The organism is Vibrio sp. 99K-1, assembly GCF_013114585.1.
Taxonomy (GTDB): Bacteria; Pseudomonadota; Gammaproteobacteria; order Enterobacterales; family Vibrionaceae; genus Vibrio; species Vibrio chagasii_B.
The window spans coordinates 124,248-148,777 of record NZ_VTXF01000002.1 but is presented as its reverse complement, the minus strand read 5'-3'; the positions used below and the strand labels follow the sequence as shown (position 1 = coordinate 148,777).

Genomic DNA, 24,530 nt, shown 5'->3' with positions numbered 1-24,530 from the left:
ACGATGAGCTATTTAAAAGAGTATCAATATCCAATCACCAATAAGCAGATCGTCAGCGATGACTATTTTGGTCAGATAATCGAAGACCCATACCGCTGGTTAGAAGATGATAGAAGTGACCAAACTGCAGAGTGGGTAGCGAGCCAGAATGCAGTCACGTTCGATTACCTTGCTCAAATTCCCTATCGCGCAGAGCTGCGAGAGCGTTTGGCAAAAGCGCAAGACTACAAAAAGAGCTCGCAGCCGTTTGTCCGAGGCGACTACACCTACTTCTATAAGAATGATGGCTTGCAGAACCACAGCATTCTCTATCGTCAGAGAGAGGGACAGTCGGTTGAAGTATTCTTAGACCCGAACACTTTCTCGGAAGATGGCACGACGTCTCTGGGCTCGGTGTCGTTTTCGAAAGACTATAGCTTAGTGGCGTACAGTATTTCTGAGGGTGGCAGTGACTGGCGTAAGATCTTCGTGATTGAAACTGAGACTAAGCAGCAGCTCGAAACGGAAATTACCGACGCCAAATTTACTGGCATTTCTTGGTTAGGCAATCGCGGTTTTTACTACTCCAGTTACGATAAGCCTGACGGTAGTGAACTTTCAGCTCGTACAGAACAACACAAGCTGTACTTCCATGAGTTGGGCACAGAGCAAGCTAGCGACAAGGTGATCTTTGGCGAAAGCAACGATGAGCAACACCGCTATGTATCCGGCTACACCACCGAAGACGATCGATACTTGATCATCCTCGGCAAGGAGTCGACATCAGGTAATCGACTGTTCTATATCGATTTAAAATCATCAGAGCAGTCTTTGAACACACTGATTGATCATGTGGATAGCGATACGTATCTCATCGATAATCAAGGTGAGAACTTCATTCTATACACCAACCTTGATGCGCCGAATGGCAAGATTGTGAGCTTTGATAGCGGCACTGAGCAGTGGAGAGATATCATCTCAGAAAAGCCACAGCCATTAGACATCAGTACTGGCGGCGGATACTTGTTTGCCCACTACATGGTGGATGTGGTGTCGAAAATTGAGCAGCTGGATTACCAAGGCAACCTAGTTCGGGAAATCCATTTACCTGGGTTGGGAACGGCCAGTGGCTTAGGTGGTAAGAAAGAGCAAACTCAGCTTTATTACACCTTTACCAACTATGTTACGCCGCCAACCATTTTCTCTTTTGATATTGAGTCGGGCAGTTCAGAAGTTTATCAGCGCTCTGAGTCACCGTTTGAATCGGATAAGTTTGAGTCTAAACAGGTCTTTTATACCTCAAAAGATGGCACTCAGGTTCCGATGCTTATCTCTTATAAGAAGGGACTAAAACTGGACGGTAATAACCCAACCATGTTGTACGCCTATGGCGGCTTTAATGTCAGCCTAACGCCTTCTTTCTCGGGGACGGTGGGCAGTTGGTTAGAATTGGGTGGCGTGTACGCAGTTCCCAACCTGAGAGGCGGCGGTGAGTACGGTAAGGCGTGGCATAAAGCGGGTACTCAGCAGCAAAAGCAGAATGTGTTTGATGACTTCATTGCTGCTGCGGAGTTCTTAATCGCCGAGAACTATACCAGTAGTGACAAGTTGGCGATTCGTGGCGGCTCTAACGGTGGATTGCTGGTGGGTACGTGTATGACACAGAGGCCGGAGCTTTTCCAAGTGGCTCTACCTGCTGTTGGGGTGCTAGACATGCTGCGTTACCATACCTTTACGTCTGGCGAAGGCTGGGCGTACGACTATGGTACCTCCGCGCAAAGCAAAGAGATGTTTGAATACCTGCTTGGTTACTCTCCGGTTCACAACGTTGTGCGCGGTGTCGACTACCCAGCAACTTTGGTTACGACAGCGGATCATGATGACCGCGTGGTGCCAGCACACTCTTATAAGTTTATCGCAGAGCTGCAAGATAAGCATGAAGGTGGTGCGCCTGTGATGATTCGTATCGACGTAAATGCGGGCCATGGCGCCGGAATGCCACTGAGTAAAGCGATCGATCTCACTGCCGATATCTATGCGTTTACGCTGTTTAATATGGGCGTTGAATCTCTAGATTCGTTTTAGATAATGCTTGATTCTAGATAATTGGGTGTTTGACTCAGACCAAATAGCCTCAAAATCGACCTTAGATTTTGAGGCTTTTCATATATATGAAAACTTATCAAAACTGCACCATATTTCCTTCATTTTTACATACACTTTTCCGTGATAGACCCCGCCATTATTGATGAAATGAAAGCGATTTCAAGCTGATATTTCACGCGTTTCCCGTCCTAAGTTTCTGATATTAAATTAATAGTTTTGGGTATGACTTTTCTAAAAGTTTCATGGCTCTCGACCTAATTTATCAGTGTGAACAGCGACCAACTTTTCAACGCTTTCATTGCTTAATATTTCCCTGTTCGATGAAAACTCAAAAAAATAATAGGGAATTACAATGCAAAAATTTAAGCTTTTGCCAATAACGGTCGCAGTGGCGGCTTCGCTTGCTTCACTCTCTTCTTTTGCTGCAGAAACGGATCTTGCTGCTCTCGAGCAACGAATCCAAGAGTTGGAATCTCAAGTTGGGGACATCAAGTATGTTGATGATCAGCAACAAGCGGTTCTAACTTCAGAAACAACTGTGCCAGACGGTATCGTCTTCTCTGGTTACGCTCGCTACGGCGCTCACTACAAAAGTGGTGATGAGCGCTACGTAGACATCGGTACAACAGGCCGCTCAGTTGGTCGTTTAGGTAACGAAGCGAATGGTGGTGAAGTTCAGTTAGCTAAGCTTTTCCAAGCTGACAACGGCGCTATCTGGGACATCGTATTCATGGCTGACCACTGGGAAGCAGACGCATGGGCTGATGACGGTGGCCTGAGCATGAAAAAAATGTACGCTGGTGTAACCAATGTATTTGAAAGCCAGCCTGAGCTTTACATGTGGGCTGGTCGTGACTTCCATCAACGTCCGCAACAAGGTTTGAACGATTACTTCTGGATGACACACGATGGTCAAGGTGCTGGTTTTAACAACCTAGATTTCGGCGGTGCCAAGCTAGACATGGGCTTCGTAGGCCAAGTGAAAGGCGGCCTAGTGAACGACAACGGTCGATACGCAATTACTTCTAAGTTGCACTCTATTAATGCGGGTATCGGCCAACTAGACCTATATGCGAACTATGGTTTTGCTTCAGATGAAGCAGACTCTGACGTAGCGGGTGCTCCAAAAGTCAGTGACGAAACGGCATACCTGGTAGGTGCAACCTTAGGCTTGGGTGAGTCTAACAAGTTGGTTGTTAAGTATGGTGACGGTGCGGATTCATCAGTATTTGACCTAAAAGGTGATTACCAAACTTTGTACGCAAGTGTTGAAGGTAGCTACGCAGCATCAGACAACTTCATCATCGATTACTTAGTGTCGTACAAAGACAACTCCGGTTCTGATCTAGACCGCGAGAACACGGAATACGCAGGTATCGTTCGTCCACAGTACCAATGGGATGATGTTCATTCTACATGGTTAGAAGCGGGCTACGGCATGGTTGATTACGATGACGACGGTGAAGAGAACGCATGGAAAGTAACGCTTTCTCAAAACGTTTCTCTAGGTGGCTTACCTTGGAGTCGTCCAATGCTTCGTTTCTACACAACCGTGGGTGATGTAGAAACCAAAGGCAACACAGTGAAGACAACGAATGTTGACACATTGTCGTTCGGCGCAATGTTTGAAGCTTGGTGGTAATCACCGATATAGAAAGAGCGGCTCTTTGAATTCGGCATATTTTCAAAGAGCCATGCTTTCGAATATCCATGCTTTTCAATAGTACGTAAATACTGTCCATTTTAGCCCTAAAGGCAGATTGATTAGGGCACGTTTCAATTAACTCCATTCTTGGGCACATTTTTGTGCCCTTTTTTTCGCCACTAGATCAGGGATTTACTATGAGACTTTCTTCCATCGTGTCTCGAGTTTATTTAGGTTTCTTCGTACTGATTGTGATCATGCTGGGTTCTGCATGGTTAAGCATCAGTAGCAATAAAGACATCACCACTCGAATCGAAAACATCACCCAGCAAGCTGCGCCATTAATGCTTCAATCCTCCACGTTAACCATCCGATTTCTGGACATTAATCGCAGCACCACACCCTACTTGTCCGCTAATTATGTTGATGAACTGGAGCCACTGAAGCAAACTTTCTTAAACAACATCAAGCAATATCAGCAGCAATTGAGCTGGTTCGAAGGCAAGGGTGAGGCTGGTTCGCAAATGGAAGTCATGCTCAACAACATCACTCAAACTGGCGTGTCGACGATCGATAAGATAGAGCGGGTATTGGAGCTTTACGTTGAGTATTTGGATAGCAAAGATCTCGGTTCGATGGAGCAGGCGCAATTTCAATCTGTGGTGGGGCAGCTTAACAATACCTTGGTGAATCAACTCGCGAGTGCAGATTCGGAGCAGACACAAAAGGCAGTCGAAGCTCTGTTGGTGCAATTGAGTTTGATCGCATCGGAAGCCAATGAAGCGTTTTCACTGCAAACGTCATCGGAAGTACGCGGTGTTGAGCGCCGCCTGCAAAGTCGCAAAGAGCGACTCGAACAAGCGGTAGCAGATTTAGACAACCTAGATTCATCTTTGCTGCGCCGCAGTAAACAGTCTTTATCACTACTCGCTTCACATGCGTTTTCAGCCAATGGTTCAGTATCTACCCATAAAGAAACCGTTAAACTCGATGAGTCTATCTCCCTCCAAAAGCAGGAAATTGAACAGTCGATTGATGTTCATCTAAGTCACTTTGATGAGCTGTCTACGTACGCTGAAGATACTGCGACGCGCTTGTATCATGAGTCGATGGACTCTTCACAGCAAGCCCTTGTGATGCAGAGCGTTATTGCACTTTCTTCCGTACTTATTGCACTGTTGATTGGGTTGAATATTGCCAAAGGGATCCGTAAACCAAGCAAGCTGCTGCAAAGTGCACTCGACCAAGTTGCCAATAAAGACTTGAGCACGGTGGTGCAATATCAAGCCAATAATGAGTTCGGTTCAGTTAGCGACAAGGTCAACTTAGTGATCAGCCACCTGACTCAAATGATTGATAACATGCGTCAGTCGTCTACACGCTTAAAAGAGGCGTCTTTAGAGAACCAAAGCACTAGCCGCTCTTTGAGTGAGGCGATGCAAGACCAAACCAATCAAACGGTGATGGTGGCAACAGCTATGGAGCAGATCGAGTGCTCGGTGACAGAAATAACTCAAGCCGCGAATCAAACGCTAACGCTTGTGACCGAAGCGGTGTCGAGTTCCAGTGATGGCCAGAAGACGATGGATAAAAGCGTCGAGTTGATGGGCAGTTTAGAACGTAAGTTGGCAGAATCAACAGCGACCATTGGCCAGCTCGAAAGCGAAAGTGCCAGCATTGGCTCCATTTTGGATGTGATATCTGGGATCTCCGAACAAACCAATTTGTTGGCATTGAATGCCGCCATTGAAGCCGCTCGAGCGGGAGAACAAGGGCGCGGTTTCTCTGTGGTGGCTGATGAAGTTCGCGTGTTAGCGGCCAAAACCAATGCGTCAACGCAAGAGATACACAATAAGATTGAACAGCTGCAAACCAGTTCTAAATTGGCGGTGGAACAAATCAATCAATGTGTGGTGGGGATGGTTCAATGTGTTGAGCAAACGGGCGAAGTGAATCATTCAATTTCAACGGTGTCTGATCTGCTTAATGAGGTTGAGCAAAGGAGTCATCAAATCGCGACTGCAACCACGGAACACCAAGTGGTTGCTTCTCAAGTCACACAAAACATCAGTCAGATACACACCTTGGCAGAGGACAACTCTCAACGATCTCAGGTTTTGTTTTCTCATGGTCAACAGCTTGAAACCATGTCGCAGCAGCAATTCTCACTAACTCAAGAGTTTAAGCTCGCCGAGCAATCAGAAAATACGGTTTAGAGGAGACTCTACCCTCTTCCATGCCCAGCTTTTGCTGGGCATTTTTGTGTCGGGTCAACGAAGCATTAATGTGAGTGCTCATGAGAGGAAATGTTCTCATACAATTTCGAAAGGCCATTGAAATAACAAGGTCACTTTCCCCGTGTATATTGCCGTCAGCTGCGGATTCATCATCAAATGACGCTTTAAAAAATGAATTTTGGCGTACTTCTTTGATCTGACGAGCAAGTAATCGAACGTCATATTGATAATATAAACAATAATCTCATGAAACAGTTTCATGGCGTAAAGTGAATCTGTAAGCGCTTTCATGATTTCCACAACTGGCATTTTTACCTCCAACTTTAGTGTGATGACACTCACTTCAACTAAAACGTAATTTCTTAATAATCGTTTTGTAAGCGGTTACAAGCTAATGAAGTATCGAGGTTCGAGTGGCGACAATTAAACACGTATCAGAACATGCAGGTGTGTCTCAGGCGACAGTGTCTAGGGTTATTAATGGCACTAGCAGAGTGAGTCATGACAAGAAGTTAAAGGTTGAAAAAGCGATCAAAGAATTGGGTTATCGCCCGAACTCTATCGCTCAAGCTTTGGCTTCAAGTCGTACCGGAAGTGTAGGTGTTGTTGTTCCAGAACTGGGCGGATCTTTCTATTCAGGCATCTTGCACTGCATAGAGGAAAACCTACGCCGCTTCGGTTACCACGCTGTGGTTACAGCGGGTTCGAACACCGAACAAGGGCAGCGCGAGTCGGTGGAGTTTCTGTTGGGGCGTCGTGTCGATGCTTTGATTCTTCATACTCAACTGCTCAGTGATGACTATTTAATTGAATTGGAAGAACAGGGGACCCCTGTGGTTTTAATTAACCGCTTCATCCCAGAAATGGCGATGAGTTGCATTGATATTGATAACGAAGTCGGGGGGCTACTCGCTACTCAATATCTTTTGCAAAAGGGACATACAGATATCGCGTGTATTACCGGGCCTTTAGATAAAGCAGACGCTAGGGGGCGTTTGCAAGGGTATCGAAAGGCCTTGGAAGAAGCGGGTGTGCCATACGATGAAGCCTTAGTCTCGGAAGCGGGTTTTACTGAAGAGACGGGCATCAGCGCTATGAAAAAGCTGATGAATCGTAAGTGTCATTTCACAGCAGTATTTGCTTCGAATGATCACATGGCATTCGGCGCCTTTGAGGTGCTGCATCAAGAGGGACTGTCAGTTCCGAAAGATGTATCACTGGTGGGCTTCGATAACACCATCTTCGCGCGTTATCTGACCCCTAGTTTGACCACCATTAATTTCCCTATTGAAGAGATGAGCGTTGAAGCAGTACAGCTCACTCTGCAAAAGCTAAAGAAAATTAAACATGACGTGAACTTTAAATTGCTGCCGACGTTGGTCACTAGAAACTCGGTATCGGATTTACTGGTTACCCTATAAAAATATTAAGGATAGAACATGAAATTTAAGACCTTAGCGCTTTCATGCGCGGTTGCTTTAGGACTAGGTGCAACAGCGGTAAATGCTGCTGACAAAGAGATTCGTTTCGACGGCTTCCCGGATTTCGATAGCAGCCTGAAGGTATTACTGCCTGATTTCGAAAAGGAAACAGGGATCAAAGTTGATTACCTTATGAACAACCACGGTGACCACCACACAAAACTAACCACTAACCTAGCTACAGGCTCAGGTGCGGGTGATGTGATTGTTGTGGACGTAGAGAAAATCGGTCCATTCGTTGGCTCTGGCGGCCTAGTTAACCTGTCTGAAAACTACGGTGCAGATAAATACGAAGAACGATTCGCACCTTACGCGTGGGCACAAGGCAAAGGCGCTGACGGTGACATGTACGGCATCCCTGTCGACCTTGGTCCAGGTGTTATGTACTACCGCACCGACGTGTTTGAAAAAGCGGGCATCAATGTAGAAGAAGCAATCAAAGATTGGGATTCATACATCGCTGCTGGTGAAAAACTGAAAGAGCAAAACGTACAACTTATCGCTTCAGCTGCCGACGTTGCACAAGCGATCATCTTCACAACGGTTCCTGAAGGAGAAGGTCTTTACTTCGATAAAGATGGCAACCCAGTTGTGACATCTGAGCGTTTTGTTCACGCTTTTGAAGTAGCAAAAGAGATTCGCGACAAAGGCTTAGACGGCCGCATTCTGGCTTGGTCTAACGAATGGTACGAGGGCTTTCGCAACGGCACATTTGCAACTCAACTTTCTGGCGCTTGGCTACTTGGTCACCTAAACAACTGGATCGCTCCTGAAACCAAAGGTAAATGGGCAGTAGAAAACCTACCTGATGGCATTTACGGCAGCTGGGGTGGTTCATTCCTATCGATTCCAACTCAATCTGACAACCCAGATGAAGCTTGGGCGCTGATTGAATACATGACGACTGACCGTGATGTTCAACTTAAGCACTTCGAAACGATTGCGGCTTTCCCTGCGAACGTAACGACGTATGACGATGAGTTATTCCAAGAAGAGATGGAGTTCCTAGGTGGTCAGAAAGCACGTCTTCTATTTGCAGAAGTGGCACAGAACATCAAGCCAGTATCTCCAGCTCAAGGCGACCACGTAGCACGCTCTATAATTTTAGAGAACGCATTGATGGAAGTGCTTGATGAAGGTAAGGACATCGAGACTGCATTGAAAGAGGCAGAGCGTCTAATCAAGCGTCGTACGCGTAATCTTTAATTTGTTATTACTTTGAGTAAGTGAGGAAGCGTGGATAACGCGCTTCCTTTTTTAAGAGGTCGTTACTATGAATCATACAGCGAGCACAACGATAGAACCTGCGGACAAAAGCCTTTTTTCTCGCCTGAATTTGAAAGCGCTTACACCGTATGGATTCCTTCTGCCGTTTCTGATCATTTTTTCTGTATTTGGGATCTTCCCGCTGTTGTTCTCTGTTTATCTGTCGTTCCACGAATGGAACCCAGTACAGGGCATGGATGCAATGGAGTTCGTTGGTTTTGAGAACTATCACATTGCCTTGACTGACCCATGGCTATGGCGTTCATTAAAGAACACATTGTGGCTAGCAATCACATCGGGTGTTGCTCAGCACTTAGTCGCTATTCCAGTGGCTTATATGTTGGTTTCAATGGGTGACCGTATGCGTCACTGGCTAACATCGGCGTACTTCCTACCGTTCATCACATCAACGGTTGCAGCGTCACTGATTTTCTTCAACATGTACTCTCCTAACTCAGGAATTATCAACCAAACGTTAATGGCATTGGCCGATAGCACGCTGTTTGGTTGGGCATTTGCTTGGGTTAACGATTTTCAACCAATCCGCTGGTTAGACGATGCCACTATGGTGAAGCCGTCTATCGCGATCATGGTTTTCTGGAAATACACCGGTTTTAACATCGTCCTTTACACCACAGGCTTAATGACGATTCCTAAAGACATTTTAGAAGCTGCACGTATGGATGGTGCGAATGCCTTCCGCCGCTTCTGGAACATCTCACTACCAATGATTCGTCCATTTATCTTCTTTGCAATCACCATGACCATTATCGGTAACCTGCAAATGTTTGAAGAACCGTTCGTTCTAACGCGTGGTACAGGTGGTACGGGGCAATCTGGTTTAACTATCTCTATGTACCTCTACAAAGTGGGTTGGGAATGGTTAGAAATGGGCACAGCGTCAGCAATTTCATGGCTTCTGTTTGCACTGATCGCGTCTTGTACTTTGGTTCAATTTTTATTCTTCGGTAAGAAAGGCTTAGGGGAACATTAAGATGTCGACATCAATTAAGACAAATACCTCACCATTAAGTGGCCTAATGCCAAGCGAACGCACCATGTACATCATGACCAAGATCTTGATGGTCATGCTCGGCATATTACTGATTGTTTCCGCAATCATTACGGTGTTCCCGTTTGTGTGGTCAGCACTGCTTTCAACACGTGACCGTTCGGAGATCTTCGGTTCAGGCATCAGCTTTGCGATTGGCGACAGCCTGATGGTGAACTATGCAAAACTGCTGGAAATCATGCCGTTTTGGAAAGCGATGTTTAACTCGATTTACGTGGCTTTCTTAGGCACCACCATCTCGCTGCTGTTTTGTAGCATGGGTGGCTACGCATTTGCTGTGTTTAAGTTCCGCGGAAAGAACGTGTTGTTCGGCATGCTGGTTGGCTCAATGGCGATTCCGCCTGTGCTTAGCTTGATCCCTTACTTCATGATCGTGAAATTCTTAGGCTTGCTGGATAACCACATGGCGGTATGGCTACCGTTCACAACCACGCCATTTGGCATCTTCTTGATGCGTCAGCACGTGATTGCATCGATTCCTAAAGAGCTATTAGAAGCAGCGAAATTGGATGGCGCAGGTGAGTTTAGAACGTACTGGAGTGTGGTACTGCCACTGATGAAACCAGCACTAGCAACACTCGCTATCGTGCAGTTCGTCTTCTTCTGGAACATGTTTATGCAGCCTCTAGTGGTGCTGAACAACCCAGATAATTACGTCATCACACAAGCACTACGAAGTGTTCAAGGCATTCCTAATACGCCATGGGGTGCGGTAATGCTAGGTACCACAATTTCTATTTTACCACTCGTGATTACATACCTGTTCGCATCGAAACAGATGATCAGTGGTTTAACGTCCGGCGCAGTTAAAGGTTAGGTTTAAGGGTTATAACAATGAATAAATTTCAACTTCCAAGTGATTCAAAGTTACGCAGTAAGGAATTTGTATTCGGTGTCGCGACATCTTCATACCAAATTGAAGGCGGCGTTGAAGAAGGCGGTCGTACACCGTCTATCTGGGACACGTTTTGTAAGAAGCCGGGTAAGGTAGATAACGGCGACAGTGGTGATGTGGCGTGTGATCACTACCATCTGTGGCAACAAGATATCGAGATGATTCAAGGCTTAGGTGTTGATGCTTACCGCCTGTCCATTGCTTGGCCACGTATCCTGCCGCAAGACGGTGTGGTGAATCAGCAAGGCCTAGAGTTTTATGAGCAGATCATCGATGAATGTCATGCTCGTGGCATGAAGGTTTACGTAACTCTGTATCACTGGGATCTGCCGCAATACCTCGAAGACAAAGGTGGTTGGCTGAATCGTGAAACGTCTTACAAGTTCGCAGAATACGCAGAAGTGGTGAGTAACTACTTCGGTGACAAGATTGATGTTTACACAACGCTGAACGAACCGTTTGTGTCTGCATTCCTAGGCTACCGTTGGGGCGAACACGCACCAGGCATCAAGGGTGAGAAAGAGGGTTACTTAGCGTCTCACCACCTAATGTTGGCACACGGTTTGGCGATGCCGATTCTGCGTAAGAATGCGCCTTATGCTAAGCATGGAGTGGTATTTAACGCGACTCCGGCTTACCCACTGACACCGCAAGACCAAGGCGCTGCAGACTACTGTGAAGCAGAGAACTACCACTGGTTCATCGACCCTGTACTGAAAGGTGAATACCCACAGCCAGTAGTCGACCGTCAAGCGATGAACATGCCGATGATTTTAGAAGGCGATCTAGACATCATCAGTGCACCGGTTGATTACATTGGTATCAACTACTACACACGCAATGTTGCTCGCTTCAATGAGAATGGCGACATTGAGTCAGTAAAACAGACTGACGCAGAACACACTTACATCGGCTGGGAAATCAACCCACAAGGTTTAACCGATTTATTGGTAAGACTGGATGCGCGTTACGAAAACATGCCGCCTATATACATCACAGAGAATGGTGCAGCAGGTAACGACGAGCGTGTTAACGGACAAGTGATGGATGACCAACGTGTTCGTTACTTCCAAGGCCACATCGAAGCGGTGCACAACGCCGTTGAAGCGGGTGTGAAAGTCGATGGTTACTTCGCGTGGAGTCTGATGGATAACTTTGAGTGGGCATTCGGCTACTGCCAACGCTTTGGCATCGTCCATGTTGATTACACCACCCAAGAAAGAACACTGAAACAGAGCGCGATTGCGTACCGAAACATGCTTCAAGAGCGCGCTGAGGAGAACAGATAATGGCTAAAGTAGAATTCAAAAACATCAAGAAATCATTTGGTGATGTTGAAGTAGTTAAAGAGTTTGATTTTACGGTTGAAGACGGTGAGTTCGTGGTTTTCCTTGGCCCATCTGGCTGTGGTAAGTCGACTACCCTTCGCATGCTTGCAGGCCTAGAAAGCATCAGTTCTGGTGACATCGTGGTTGGTGGCAAAGTGATGAACAAGGTCGATGCAAAAGACCGTGACTTAGCAATGGTATTCCAAAGCTACGCACTGTACCCACACATGACGGTCTACGAGAACATCGCTTTCGCTCTAAAACTGAAGGGCATGCCAAAGGCTGAGATTGACGTAGAAGTACGCAAAGCTGCAAAAATGTTAGAGCTTGATCCACTACTAAATCGTAAGCCAAAAGAGCTTTCTGGTGGTCAGCGTCAACGTGTAGCTATGGGCCGCGCGATGGTTCGTACTCCGAAAGTGTTCTTGTTTGATGAGCCGCTATCTAACCTAGATGCAAAACTTCGTGGCGTGATGCGTGAAGAGATCAAACACCTACACCGCGAGCTGAAAACAACCACGATCTACGTTACACACGACCAGATCGAAGCGATGACACTAGCAGACCGCATCGTGATTCTGAAAGATGGTTATGTTGCACAAGTAGGTACGCCAACAGAGGTGTTCCAGCGCCCAGCTAACAAGTTTGTCGCGCAATTCATTGGAAACCCGTCAATGAATATGTTGGAAGCTAAGCTGATTGAAAAAGAAGGTGAATACTTCGTTGAACTTGGTGATGTTCATATTCCACTGCCGGAGCGTTTTAAGTCTCTGGCGTCTAAAAACCTAGCGCTTCACTTTGGTGTTCGTCCAACAGACATCCACCTGCGTGCTGAGCAAGTTGACCACGACCGTGTGCTGCCATTCCCTGTGAAAATCAAAGACAAGGAACTGCTGGGTGCGAGCATTCTTCTGAAAACAGAAATCGGCGGCCAACCGCTGATGGTTGAGACTCAAGCTGCTGAAGTGGATGTGAAAGAACTGACACTTTACTTAGATTTGGATGCTTTCCACCTGTTTGACGCATTGAGCGAGAACTCGCTAGCGAGCTAGTCAATTACGAGCTAGCCGGTCAACTTAAGTCAGCCAACGAGCTGATACCAACCTACTTACGACAAATTGTTTTGGCTCCTCCTGATTTGGGAGGGGCTAGGGATAGTGATGATGAAATTCGGATATTTTGACGATAAAAACAAAGAATACGTAGCAACCACGCCGTGCACACCAATCAAATGGTGTAACTATGTTGGCACATTAGATTTCGGTGGCATTGTCGATAGCAACGGCGGCGTGTTGTTGTGTAAAGGGGATCCTGCTCTTAACCGTATCACCAAGTACATCGCACAATTGCCAAACTCAGATTTTAAAGGTTCGACAATGTACCTCAAGGTACGTGACGAAGCGGGCAACGTAGAGGTGTTCTCTCCTTTCTACACACCCACTCTCAAGCCGCTCGACAAGTTTGAAAACCATACAGGTCTGTCTTACACCACCATCATTGCAGAAGCGTTTGGTGTGCGTTGTGAAGCGACCTTCTTCGTACCAAAAGCTGACCAAGTATTGCTTCAAGACATCAAAGTCACCAACATTTCAGACAAAGCGCTACACGTTGATGTCGTTCCTGTGTATGAATTCACACACTTTGATGCACTTAAGCAGTTATTGAATGCGGATTGGGTTCCACAAACCATGACGCTGAAAGCGCACCAGCAAGAGTCGGGTCATACTGTGCTTGAGCAGTATGCCTTCATGAAGCGCGACTACGCGGTAAATCTGATGACAGCGGATCGCCCTGCGACGTCGTTTGACGGAGACCGCCAATCATTCCTTGGTCAATTTGGTTACGGCACATGGGCTGCCCCGCAAGCGTTAGAAAACGATGAGCTTGGCAATACTGAGTGTTTGCGTGGTGACAACATTGGCGCGCTTAACCTGCGTTTGGGTTGGTTATCTCCAGAGCAGACAGAACGTACGATTGTACAAATCGCGCAAGAACAGAGCCTAGAAGCTGCACTTCCTCTGCTGGCTAAATATCGTGACCATCAAGTGGTTGATTCAGCTTTCGCTGAACTGGCTGAACATTGGGATGGTTACCTACAAGCGGTTCAGGTTGAAACACCAGACCCTGCTATGAACTCGATGCTTAACGTACATAACCCACGTCAGTGTCACACCACCAAAAACTGGTCTCGTTACCTGTCTCTGTACCAGCTTGGCTATGGCGCACGTGGCATCGGTTTCCGTGATTCTTCGCAAGATACGTTGGGCGTGATTACTCATATGCCAGAAGAGGCGCGTGAGTTCATTGAGCGCTTACTATCAGTGCAAAACATCAATGGTTCTGCAATGCACCAGTTCTTCCCTTCAACCATGGAAGCGAACGCGGGTGACTCACGTGAAGAGGAAGATCGTCCGGATTACTACGGCGACGATCATCTGTGGATCATCTACGCAGTCACTCAATATGTGAAAGAGACAGGCAATGCTGATTTCTTGAACAAAGTGATTCCGTTCTATCAAAAAGACAAAGCGGGCAACCCTGTGGAAATAGGCACCGTTTGGGATCACTTGTGCCGCGCGATCGAGTTTACCTACACCAATACGGGTGAGCACGGCCTACCGTTATTAGGTTTTGCAGACTGGAATGACACGGTGAACCTGCCAACAGGTGCAGAGTCGATGATGGTAGCCAACATGTACGGTAAAGCTCTGCTCGATATGTTGGACCTCTGTGAGTTACGCGGTGAGGAGCAGCTGACCGCTCAGTTCAAAGAGCAATACCAACAAATGCAGAGCACAGTGAATGAGTGCGGTTGGGATGGCGAATGGTTTGTGCGTTACTTTGATGAGCAAGGCCTGCCAATTGGTTCTCACAAGAATGAACAAGGGCAGATCTACACTAACGGTCAAAGCTGGCCTGTGATTTCTGGTTTCGCGACACAAGAACGTGCCACACAAGCGCTAGATTCGGTTTACAACAAGCTGAACACGACCAATGGTATCAAGCTTTCAACTCCAGGCTACAACGGCTTTGATCCACAACTTGGTGGCGTTTCGACATATCCACCGGGTGCGAAAGAGAACGGCGGTATCTTCCTGCATTCAAACCCATGGGTGATGATCGCGGAAGCGAAAATGGGCAACGGCGAGCGTGCTTATGAGTACTACCGTCAAATTAATCCGGCTTCTAAGAACGACGATATTGATACTTTCGAATCGGAGCCATACTGCTACCCGCAAAACATCTTGGGCGACGAACATAAACAGTTCGGTCTAGGTCGTAATGCATGGCTGTCGGGTACTTCATCTTGGACATACGTTGCAGGTACGCAGTGGATTCTGGGGGTTCGACCTGAAATTGATGGCTTGCTGGTGGACCCTTGTATTCCGGCTGAGTGGCCAGAGTTCAAAGTCCGTCGTCAGTTCCGTGGTGCGACTTATCATATTCATGTCACGAACCCGAATAACGTATGCAAGGGCGTGGTTGAGATGAAGGTAAATGGTGACCTGATTTCAGGCAACAAAGCACCGGTATTTACTTCGGGTGAGCACACGGTAGAAGTGGTTTTAGGTTAACAAAGAGAAGGGCGCTTTATGCGCCCTTTATTGCTCTTTCGTTTGGTTATTTTGGTTGATAGGTGGCTTGGCATTGCCAAGTGAAGGTTTGAGACTGGTTTGGGCTAAGCGTCAATAATCCCATCTGGTTATTGAATGCATTGGCAGGGCAAGTCATTGGCTCTATCGCAATGCTCTGTTCACTCGTTGGAGTATACAGCTGAACAAATGGGTAGCTCGCGTCTTGTTGATAGTGAATTGCGGCAGATGAATCTGAGCGTGTCAAAGTCAGTTGGTTGGTCGCAGTCGCTTCAAATTCAAAGCAGTGATTTAGGCTTTGATTCATCAGGCCTCCACTCAGAGAGGAACGATCAAAAGCACGCTTGTCACCATTGGGGAGGTCGTTCTCGTGTACGACCTCAGCGCAAGGCGACATGGTCAGTTCACACTGTTCTAGGTCATTGCCGAGCGAGAAATAAGGGTGCCAAGCATCACCGAATGGGAAGGCATAATCACCACAATTAGAGACGGTTGTTGAGCAAGAGAGCTTACCCGTTGTGTCGATGGTGAAGGTAGTTTCAAGGTTAAAAGCAAACGGAAAACCTGGATGTAAAGACGACGTTTGATACTCAAGCGTCACACTGGCTGACTGATCATTGGCTACGCTGTTTGCGATTGAAAAAGGTTGGTTATAGAGAAGGCCATGTACGGCGTGATCAGACCAAGGAAAGTTAGCTGGGAGTTGATGGTTTTGGTTGTCGAAACTGTAACGACCTAAGTTTAAACGGTTTGGAAAAGGAAATAATTTAGCACTGCGGGAAAAGAACGGATGTTGGTTGATCAGTTCATCATAATTCTGATAACCACAAATAAAAGAGAATGGACTGTTATTTACAATGTATTTATTTATAACAGCACCAAATCCATTGATTATTTGAAGTTCTATACCATGCTGGTGGTTTATTAATGTGACAGAGTCAATATTTCCAAATTTTTCATTTATAATTTTAAACATGTTGATGTCTCCATTTTTGAAAGATATTAACAAGAAGAAAAAAATATTCAATGGCGGTTTAACATGAATAATAAAATTCCATATTCAAGCTATTCAGGAAATTCAGAACACTTGTGTAAAAAGGGCGACGCAGTTGAATTTATTCAACCTTGGTACACGCCAATTTCTACGACACCAGAAAATACAGGTATGGCGATCGGTGGTATCGGTAATACCTTTACACTGACGCCAAATGGTAACACGCCAAACTTCAGTTTTATTCCAGGAATATTTGTCGATTGTTCAGAACAAGTTGTTAATTTTAATGATTTTTATGCGTCAGTGATGGATGTGCCGACCATTGAAACGCTTCAGGTTCTTAACGAGCAAGAGCTTAGCGTTCATCTGAATTTTTACCCAGCGCTATTCGATGGAAAGAAGATAGATAAAGAAAATATTTCGAATGCGATTAACCTCATTCGTACCGCATTAAAAAATGGTAATTTCTATAAAGAAAATAAAGATAACTTTATAAAGTGGAATGTCGAGCTTTCTAATAAGACTCAATTATTAATTGAATCCGATTCATCGTCGATTGATTGTCAATTATATGTAGCCTTAGATTTCTTTAATGGTTTATTAATAAATGATACAACGAGACAGCTATCACTAACTGCGGGAAATAATAGTGATATAGAAAGTGTTAATGGTAGCGATATCGAATATAAGGCTTTATATCCATTAGCTGAATATAAATATAATAGTTTTGATGGTATTAATATAAAGCGAAAGGTAGTCTCGCCGATCGTTAAAGACGATAAGCGCCTCTGTTCTATGCCGATGCACTGGAACCACTTCCAGATTACTAATGAATCACAGCAAACACGCGTGATTACTCTTGCTCAACCTCTACAAAACTTGATTGGTTCAACCTACCGAAAAGGTCGTGATGGGATTCAAGATTCGGCGTGTACCTTATCTCAAAACCCGATTGCTCAGCAGCATAAAGCGGTGAAGGTCAATGATGAAAGCCACGGTTTTACCGGTGTTCAGCTCACTAGTCAGTCCCCTTATCAAAGTGACATTGAGGGTGAGGTGGTGTTTGGTGTTCAAGCCGAAAACCGTTTGACTAAATCTGGCAAGGTATCGGTGTCTGTTAAGCCAACGCTTTATACTTCGAAAGTGGCCCAGCAAACCGAGTTCGCACTGAAAACAGGCCGTACTAATACAGAATTCCAAACTGGGATCTACACTGGGCGCGAAGCTTTGAGTGCATTGGTCGTGGTTCAGGTTGAGTTGGAGCCGGATGAATCCGTTGACCTGCGTTTCGCACAGGTGATGGCACACAGTAAAGTTATGCTCAATGGCTGGCACTCAGATAAGGCTTACACGCAATTCTACCCACAAGCAAATCCTGCCTTACCGATGTTACAAGATGTTTTGCCAAAGCTTGAGGTGATTGAGCAGAAGATTATTGAGCAACAGACCGCTTTCCTAGAGCAAGCTCAAAGCAAAATATCACAGCCTGAATCAGCGCTGCGCTATGCGACGATGGCGATGAACTCACTGTCGTTTTTAGCCGAATCTACGGTATGGGATAAAGAAGATAAGTTCCTAGTGAAAGAGTGTGTTGATTACCCATTCTTTAACTCTCTGGATGTGTATTTCTACGGCTCGTTTTCACTGCTTTACTTGCTGCCGGAGCTTGATGGCTGCGTGATGAAAGAGTTCTCAAAAGCGATTTTGGCTGAAGACTTTACTCAGCGCCGCTACTGGGAATACGAAGCGACACCGAATGCTGAATTGATTGATGAAAAGTACCAAGGTGTGCGTGCAATTCGAGGTGCAGTAATCCACGATTTGGGTAGCCCGTTCGACATTCAGCCTGACGCGTATAGCTGGCATAATGTTAAGGAATGGAAGGACTTAGCACCGAAATACATTCTAATGGTGTACCGTCACTACCAAAACACACAAGATATGTCTGTGGTTAAAGAGTGCTGGCAGGCTGTGACTGAGAGCATCGATTTCTTGTCGAACTTGATTGCTGAAGGTGACGATTTACCGCTAACCCGAGGTACAGACGACACCTTCGATAACCTCGCTTCTCATGGTATCTCTATTTACTGTGCGAGCCTCTGGGTTGCAGGCCTTCAAGCTGCAAGTGAGCTTGCAAAGTTGATGGGCGAACACGATCTAGGCGCGGGTTACCTAACACGTTCGAAAAAGGCATTAGCAACAGTTGAGCAGAGCTTGTGGGATGAGAAAGAAGGTTATTACCACTTCTTTGTGACGCCTGTCCAAGCCAAGCATCTTACCGGTGAAGGTTATCAAGCTTTGGAAACTCTGGGGCTAGTTTTAACGGGTGATGCGATTGCCGATAAGAATATGCTTAACGACTATCTAAACCAAACCGATACTTCAATAAACATCAATAAGGTAGCTCAAAGAGTCTCTAAGAAACGCTTATTGAGTGAGACAGCGCCTCAAGCCTTTACTCAAGAGTATCTAGAGCTAGTACCCGATTCAGACAATAGCTTTGGTGATGCACTGCTTGCAGATAGCTATCTCAAACTGATTGGCCTAGAGGGTATTTTCCCGCAACAGCGCATTCAGCGTGCATTGGACTATGTTTATAAACATAACTTCGAGATTAACAGCCCTAAACTTGGGGTAGCGAACATGACGCTCGCCGATGGTTCGCCGCATGAGGCTTTTCAGGCGCAAGACGTGTGGATCGGCGTGCAGTTTAGTGTCGCAACTGCGTTGAGCCTAGCGGGTAAATCGCAGCAAGCAGAAACATTGATGGATACCGTGTATACCGCGTTGTATGACTATTCAAAAATTCCATTTGCCGCACCAGAAGGGTTCAACTGTTCTGTCTCTTTCACTGAGCAAGATCTTACAGAATCTTTTGAATTGTCACAAAATGATGCGAAAAAGTGGCTTACTGCACTTAAATTGCAAAAGTGTGTGCTGTCTGACGGTCGAGTTAATCCAGAGCTGACTAAAGACAGTGATAAATTTGTTAGTATGCTGCAAGGCGAAATTTCAGCTGATCAAGCGATGGTTCTTCATAAATGGCTATTGAGCACTGGGTTGAAATATACCGCTGGTCGTTACTTCAGACCGGGGATGATTTTCGCTTACTTATATTAATTAAATAGTATGAGTTTCAACTTGAGCAATGTTGAGTTGAAACTGATGGGGAGCTCTAGGGCTCCCCAAATGTCACTGGATTAGGGTATCGAGATGCGCACTAAAACTAAAAAAACCACCGTATACGATGTAGCGAGGCTAGCTGGCGTTTCGCCAAGCACGGTTTCTCGTTTTCTTAATCGAACAACCTATGTGTCGGATGATAAAAGCCAGAATATCGAACAGGCGATCAAAGACACCGGCTACAAGCCCAATTTTCAGATGCAGGAAAACATTAATCGCCGTTCACTCACTATAGGTGTATTGGTGCAACATCCTGATAGCCCTTATACCAGTCGTATCCTCAACGACATGGAGAAAACCCTGATAGCTCAAGGCTATTCGTTAGTGATAGCAACCGGGCATTGGCAAAAAAAGCTCGAGATACACGCTTTAGAGTATCTGGCTAAGAGCAATGTCGATGGCATGATCATTGTGACAGGCAGCATTACCAAAGAAGACATCGCGAAGTATGCGCAAGACATTCCGGTGGTTGCGGTAGGCTATGACATGGTTGCAGATAATGTTCGCTCAATTAACATTGATAATGTGTTGGGTGGTTACATGGCAACCCTCCACTTGCTCCAACAGGGGCATGTGAATATTGCTCATATCAAAGGGCTTTCAAGCCAGCCAGACGCAGGTAATCGTTTTGAAGGCTATAAGAAAGCGCTTCAAGAAGCGGGCATTAAGGTGATGCCAAAGCTCGTCAAGCAAGGGGATTTCAGTAGTGAAACTGGCTATGAGAAAACCGTGGAATTAATTGAATCTAAGATTCATTTTTCTGCCCTGTTTGCCGCCAATGATCAAACGGCTTATGGGGCGATTAAGGCGCTCCATGATCACGGTTACAAAGTGCCAGAAGATGTGTCTGTGATTGGGTTTGATGACTTGCCAACGTCAAAGTATTTCACACCCGCGTTAACAACATTAAGGCAGCCAATTGAAGAGATTGGCGAGGTGTGTGCTCAGTCGATCTTGAACTTGTTATCTGGTGAGAGGCATGAAGCGCGATTACCACCGATCGATTTAATCGTCAGGGAGTCGACTAAGTCTTTGTATCGTTAATTTCAACACAAGCATCAAGGTGGTGCGCCCGTGATAATTCGTATTGATGTTAATGCAGGGCATGGGGCAGGTAAGCTAAAACACTTCTGCCCTATTCCTTGCCAGCCGCGCTCAACCTCTCAAATGATAGTGAGGTGATTTGACCTACTTTTTTTTATCTATGTAATGTCTAGGGAAGTGGGCGCTTATCAGATAACAACTATAGGAAAGCTATGGCTAATGAAAGAACTAAATACATTTTAGAGTGTTAATGAGCGTGATGTTGTTCTGTTAGTGCTAGAGGAGTTTAATGTTTCCGACTCATTTGCTCAATGGTTTGTTTGTCGTGTTCGAGAAGAAATAACCTCAGTGAAAACGCTCGGTGCTTGGCACTCTGTCGTAGATACTAACCTAGGCGAGTCAGACTTAGTCTATATCTATCAATCAGATGACTTATCCTCACAAGCAATACTTATTGAAAACAAGATTGATGCTTCAGCTCAGGCTCAACAAGGAGGGAGATACAGGCTTAGGGGGAACAGAGGTCTAGAAGATGGTCTTTGGCAAGATGTTAGAACATGTATCATTGCCCCAAAGGCATATATCGCTTGAAATGCTGAGCCGTACGACGCTGCCATTTCATATAAAGAAATAATGGTTTACCTTGCGACGGTTTGCCCCAAAACAACAGAATTTGCACCAAAATACTTAGCTTATGTCTCAGAACATTTTCCTCAATTTAATCCCGAGCCATCAAAACCCCGAGTTAATGGGCGCGACTGGATTCATTTCTTTCCCGATCCAATAAATAAAAAAATACGAATCATTCACCAGATCTACGGCAAAGTCATCAAGTTGCATTTTCTAGGTCAAGCAGACAACTTTGATGATATCAAAGTCAATTTGAAGGTTTGGAATGTAGTGGGTATCGAATCATAAAGTCGGGAAAATCAGTAAACATAGAAACACCATTACCTGAAATATCAATCGCAGAACAAAGTTTTGACTCAGTATTGGAAAAATTAGTATCGCTCTAAATAAAGCTCAGCAGTTGCATTCGTGGATGGAAAATTACTCTTCTGTGTGACCGTTAAAGAAACGATGCTAAGGAAAACTTAAGTCCAGAGGCTTGCTGATGGGGTATGAAACACAGAAATGCCCCGCAATGTGTGTAGATAGAGATAAAACGTTATTTGGGGCAATAGGTTGTGGACTGGATAATTACCTTAACTTCAGCCTCAACGGAAGATGTGAAAATAAGCAATGCTTTGTAGATAAACTCCCTTTTTTTAATGCCAAAGTAGACCGACTATTTTGAAGGCAATATTTTAGGGTATTTGTAAGGGCCAAATGCATATGGTTACTTTCCTAACGATTAGCTAGTTCTGCTTCTTCAATTAGCTCCCAGAAAGTTAGGGTTTTATTCTGCACATCGCTACTGTGGAGTACACTTATATGATCCTCATTCACCCCGTAAAGTGAGTGGGCTTGGTTTACCGACTCTATTCGTAATTGGCTACTCAACAATATGGTTCCATCTCCACTTTCTCCTCGTGTCGTTGGACTTTTTTGATAAGCAAAGATTAACAAGTGAGCGGGAACATTCTTTTGCGCTTGGGGAGAAAAAAGGTTTTGAATCGCTTTTCCATTTGGCGTTAAATCTCGCCACGAGGGCATGACAACTGGAGAGTATTTGACCCCTGCTTCCGCAGAAGAAACCCCACCAAAAGGAGACGCTATCGAGGTAAATGAGCGCACGAGTTCACAGCGATTGCTAGCACTACACACATTCAGATATCTTTGAGTTAACACGCCTCCCATACTGTGAGCCACAATATGGATTGGTTGATAATCGTGTTCTTGATGTAGCTGTCGCATAATGCCTGCGATCGAGTGTGAAAGCAGTGTATGCGAGAAGGCTGAGGGGTAGTTAATGATCCACGGTTGATACTTGTCCCGGTCGAGCGCATCGATCATCTGTTCAAAATCTCTTCCACTTCCCCCCATTCCATGAATATAAAGGACGGGGATTTTATCATCTTGGTATGGTTCAAGAAAAAATAGCCCCACATAGTCACTCTCAACAAACTGTAGAGGCTGCCACATGCCCATTTCTTTTGCCTCATGGGAAAACGCAGGGTCATTCCATTCAACAATTCTACCAATTCGCTCTGGCTTTACCTCGAATTCTAGATATGGAGTAACCAATAGGCCATCTAATGCGGGAATACCATCTGAAATCCGATTCTTTGAAGTAAGGATGAATTGATCGTCAGCGAGCAACGTTTTTTGATACAGATAGCTTGGTTCGTTAGTTTGATAAATAAAATCTAAATTACTATCTTCAAAAATGACAATGTATTCAGTCAGGTTGAAGAATGAAGGGAAGCGAGTTTTGTTGCTACTCGACATCGAGTGTGCGGTCAGTACGCCACTTTTATCTATTGTTGAGAGTTGCAGCACGAGGTAGCGAGCATTTTCGTCAGAGTCGGGAGTAACAATTGAAAACTCTTGATAGAGCTTATCTGCTTGATGCAAGTCTGACTGAAGTGTGATTAACGAACCACAGCCACTGAGAAATACCAATAGGCCCAGTGCCCAAATAAGTGTCCGTGTCATCAAATTACTCCTACTGGAAAACGATTTGTTATGGATTCATTACAAGAAGCCCGCTGCATAAGCGGGCTCGACAACACTGTAACTTTCACAGTTAGAATTTGTAGTTCATACCGATAGACATCAGTAAACTGTCACTCGTGTAAAAGTCGATGTTGGAACTGTTAATCGTACTACCAACAAATGACGTGATACTCCAGTTATCCCAACTCGGAATATTCTTATACTCATAAGCCAAAAATAGGCGATATACATCATCGCTTCTTGTTTGATTGAAAATCGGGTTGTTTGCTGAAAAGTCTCTCCATGCGTAGCTGCCTGTCAATGAGAGGCCGTAGTTTTGTGTGACATAAAAATAGCTTAGCTCACCTTTGTAAGCATCAAACGTATTTGCCTCACCTGTTGCATCGTGTTTAGTGTAGCTGAAAGCTGTTATATAACCGGAATTCACATTCAGCATAGAGCGATATTGTCCTTTAATATAGTAGGTATCACTCTCTCTCAAAAGTGCTGAAGAGGTAATTTCTTCATTTTCAATATCTGCCGTCGCATAGGCCATATCAAAAGACACACCGCTGTTCCAAATATTTGAAAGCTTCAGACGATAGGCGTCACCTTTTCGGTCTGTAGTCGCTCGATTTTGTCCGGTTAGATAAGGGTTGCTCCATACCTCATCGGCAACAACAGTCGGAAGGTAGCCGATATCGAGTCTAGTCCCATTTTTGTAGTCATATTGATATCCAAGTTCAAAGGCGAGTGTTCCAACGGCTAAGTCATCACGTGAAGTACCTAGGTAGACTCGCTGGTTATTTTGTTCGTTTAGGGCGTAGTAAAGATTGCCTAGAGGGGCAATAAACCCTTGCTCTGAACTTTCACCTTTACCAAGATGATTGATTTGCTCTGGACCATTGGTATCAAAGTTAGAGTTGGTAGTGCTAAAGCCAGAGTTTAAAGAGATCTCACCACTGAAGCGTGAAGTATCAAATGCATGAGCAGAGCTAAAAGAAATAGGTAGTAAGGCAAAAAGGCAAAGAGTTTTCTTATTCATTGGTCATTCTCATCAACATTATTAGGTCAGGCTATCCGTAAACGACTATTCCATAAGTTGATAA

Annotated in this window: 16 protein-coding genes; 13 read left to right on the top strand and 3 right to left on the bottom strand. The window is 45.2% G+C overall.

The genetic code is table 11. The annotated features are described in order from the left end of the window. Positions 1–3: 3 nt before the first annotated feature. From F0228_RS02580 to F0228_RS02535, 10 genes are all read left to right on the top strand, one after another. Positions 4–2,064 carry a prolyl oligopeptidase family serine peptidase gene (locus F0228_RS02580; RefSeq protein ID WP_105058723.1) on the top strand — a complete coding sequence of 687 codons (2,061 nt, stop codon included), beginning with the start codon at positions 4–6 and terminating at the stop codon, positions 2,062–2,064. Between the two features lie 373 nt (positions 2,065–2,437). Continuing rightward, entirely contained in the window at positions 2,438–3,727 is a 1,290-nt protein-coding gene (locus F0228_RS02575; RefSeq protein ID WP_105058724.1) for a carbohydrate porin, read from the top strand. 200 nt (positions 3,728–3,927) lie between these two features. Further along, positions 3,928–5,946: a methyl-accepting chemotaxis protein gene (locus tag F0228_RS02570; protein WP_171761854.1), complete on the top strand. Its 2,019-nt coding sequence runs from the start codon at positions 3,928–3,930 to the stop codon at positions 5,944–5,946. Positions 5,947–6,380: 434 nt separating this feature from the next. Next, positions 6,381–7,388 carry a LacI family DNA-binding transcriptional regulator gene (locus F0228_RS02565; protein ID WP_105058726.1) on the top strand — a complete coding sequence of 336 codons (1,008 nt, stop codon included), beginning with the start codon at positions 6,381–6,383 and terminating at the stop codon, positions 7,386–7,388. An 18-nt stretch (positions 7,389–7,406) separates the two neighbouring features. Beyond that, positions 7,407–8,654 (top strand): extracellular solute-binding protein, encoded by a 1,248-nt coding sequence (locus F0228_RS02560; protein ID WP_017068576.1) that lies wholly within the window; start codon positions 7,407–7,409, stop codon positions 8,652–8,654. Positions 8,655–8,721: 67 nt separating this feature from the next. After that, complete coding sequence (locus tag F0228_RS02555; protein ID WP_017070431.1) at positions 8,722–9,708, top strand: sugar ABC transporter permease; 987 nt, start codon at positions 8,722–8,724, stop codon at positions 9,706–9,708. Positions 9,709–9,754: 46 nt separating this feature from the next. After that, a complete protein-coding gene (locus F0228_RS02550; protein WP_017061568.1) occupies positions 9,755–10,603 on the top strand; it encodes a carbohydrate ABC transporter permease in 849 nt (282 codons plus the stop codon). A gap of 17 nt (positions 10,604–10,620) precedes the next feature. Continuing rightward, positions 10,621–11,970, top strand: coding sequence for a GH1 family beta-glucosidase (locus F0228_RS02545; RefSeq protein ID WP_171761853.1), 1,350 nt, complete (start codon positions 10,621–10,623; stop codon positions 11,968–11,970). Further along, positions 11,970–13,061, top strand: coding sequence for a sn-glycerol-3-phosphate ABC transporter ATP-binding protein UgpC (gene ugpC / locus F0228_RS02540; RefSeq protein ID WP_105058728.1), 1,092 nt, complete (start codon positions 11,970–11,972; stop codon positions 13,059–13,061). Before F0228_RS02545 ends, ugpC begins: the two co-directional genes overlap by 1 nt. A gap of 108 nt (positions 13,062–13,169) precedes the next feature. Beyond that, a complete protein-coding gene (locus F0228_RS02535) occupies positions 13,170–15,584 on the top strand; it encodes a glycosyl transferase (protein WP_171761852.1) in 2,415 nt (804 codons plus the stop codon). Between the two features lie 46 nt (positions 15,585–15,630). On the opposite strand, the gene F0228_RS02530 is transcribed toward F0228_RS02535, so the two are convergent. Then, positions 15,631–16,578, bottom strand: a complete 948-nt coding sequence (locus F0228_RS02530; RefSeq protein ID WP_171761851.1) for an aldose 1-epimerase — start codon at positions 16,576–16,578, stop codon at positions 15,631–15,633. A 63-nt stretch (positions 16,579–16,641) separates the two neighbouring features. On the opposite strand from F0228_RS02530, the gene F0228_RS02525 reads away from it, so the two are divergent. From F0228_RS02525 to F0228_RS02515, 3 genes are all read left to right on the top strand, one after another. After that, on the top strand, positions 16,642–19,716 hold the full coding sequence (locus tag F0228_RS02525; RefSeq protein WP_171761850.1) for a GH116 family glycosyl hydrolase: 3,075 nt from the start codon (positions 16,642–16,644) through the stop codon (positions 19,714–19,716). A gap of 93 nt (positions 19,717–19,809) precedes the next feature. Next, positions 19,810–20,823, top strand: coding sequence for a substrate-binding domain-containing protein (locus F0228_RS02520; protein ID WP_050643642.1), 1,014 nt, complete (start codon positions 19,810–19,812; stop codon positions 20,821–20,823). 633 nt (positions 20,824–21,456) lie between these two features. Further along, on the top strand, positions 21,457–21,741 hold the full coding sequence (locus tag F0228_RS02515) for a hypothetical protein (protein ID WP_116871045.1): 285 nt from the start codon (positions 21,457–21,459) through the stop codon (positions 21,739–21,741). 429 nt (positions 21,742–22,170) lie between these two features. On the opposite strand, the gene F0228_RS02510 is transcribed toward F0228_RS02515, so the two are convergent. Then, a complete protein-coding gene (locus F0228_RS02510; RefSeq protein ID WP_061032961.1) occupies positions 22,171–23,421 on the bottom strand; it encodes an alpha/beta fold hydrolase in 1,251 nt (416 codons plus the stop codon). A 91-nt stretch (positions 23,422–23,512) separates the two neighbouring features. Continuing rightward, entirely contained in the window at positions 23,513–24,466 is a 954-nt protein-coding gene (locus tag F0228_RS02505; protein WP_061032962.1) for a DUF2860 family protein, read from the bottom strand. Positions 24,467–24,530 lie beyond the last annotated feature (64 nt).

Coding starts and splice junctions, on each gene's coding strand:
- ugpC (WP_105058728.1), top strand. CDS start 11,970: ATGGCTAAAGTAGAATTCAAAAACATCAAGAAATCATTTGGTGATGTT.
- F0228_RS02520 (WP_050643642.1), top strand. CDS start 19,810: ATGCGCACTAAAACTAAAAAAACCACCGTATACGATGTAGCGAGGCTA.
- F0228_RS02530 (WP_171761851.1), bottom strand. CDS start 16,578: ATGTTTAAAATTATAAATGAAAAATTTGGAAATATTGACTCTGTCACA.
- F0228_RS02570 (WP_171761854.1), top strand. CDS start 3,928: ATGAGACTTTCTTCCATCGTGTCTCGAGTTTATTTAGGTTTCTTCGTA.
- F0228_RS02550 (WP_017061568.1), top strand. CDS start 9,755: ATGCCAAGCGAACGCACCATGTACATCATGACCAAGATCTTGATGGTC.
- F0228_RS02580 (WP_105058723.1), top strand. CDS start 4: ATGAGCTATTTAAAAGAGTATCAATATCCAATCACCAATAAGCAGATC.
- F0228_RS02560 (WP_017068576.1), top strand. CDS start 7,407: ATGAAATTTAAGACCTTAGCGCTTTCATGCGCGGTTGCTTTAGGACTA.
- F0228_RS02545 (WP_171761853.1), top strand. CDS start 10,621: ATGAATAAATTTCAACTTCCAAGTGATTCAAAGTTACGCAGTAAGGAA.
- F0228_RS02515 (WP_116871045.1), top strand. CDS start 21,457: ATGGTTTACCTTGCGACGGTTTGCCCCAAAACAACAGAATTTGCACCA.
- F0228_RS02575 (WP_105058724.1), top strand. CDS start 2,438: ATGCAAAAATTTAAGCTTTTGCCAATAACGGTCGCAGTGGCGGCTTCG.
- F0228_RS02525 (WP_171761850.1), top strand. CDS start 16,642: ATGAATAATAAAATTCCATATTCAAGCTATTCAGGAAATTCAGAACAC.
- F0228_RS02510 (WP_061032961.1), bottom strand. CDS start 23,421: ATGACACGGACACTTATTTGGGCACTGGGCCTATTGGTATTTCTCAGT.
- F0228_RS02555 (WP_017070431.1), top strand. CDS start 8,722: ATGAATCATACAGCGAGCACAACGATAGAACCTGCGGACAAAAGCCTT.
- F0228_RS02535 (WP_171761852.1), top strand. CDS start 13,170: ATGATGAAATTCGGATATTTTGACGATAAAAACAAAGAATACGTAGCA.
- F0228_RS02505 (WP_061032962.1), bottom strand. CDS start 24,466: ATGAATAAGAAAACTCTTTGCCTTTTTGCCTTACTACCTATTTCTTTT.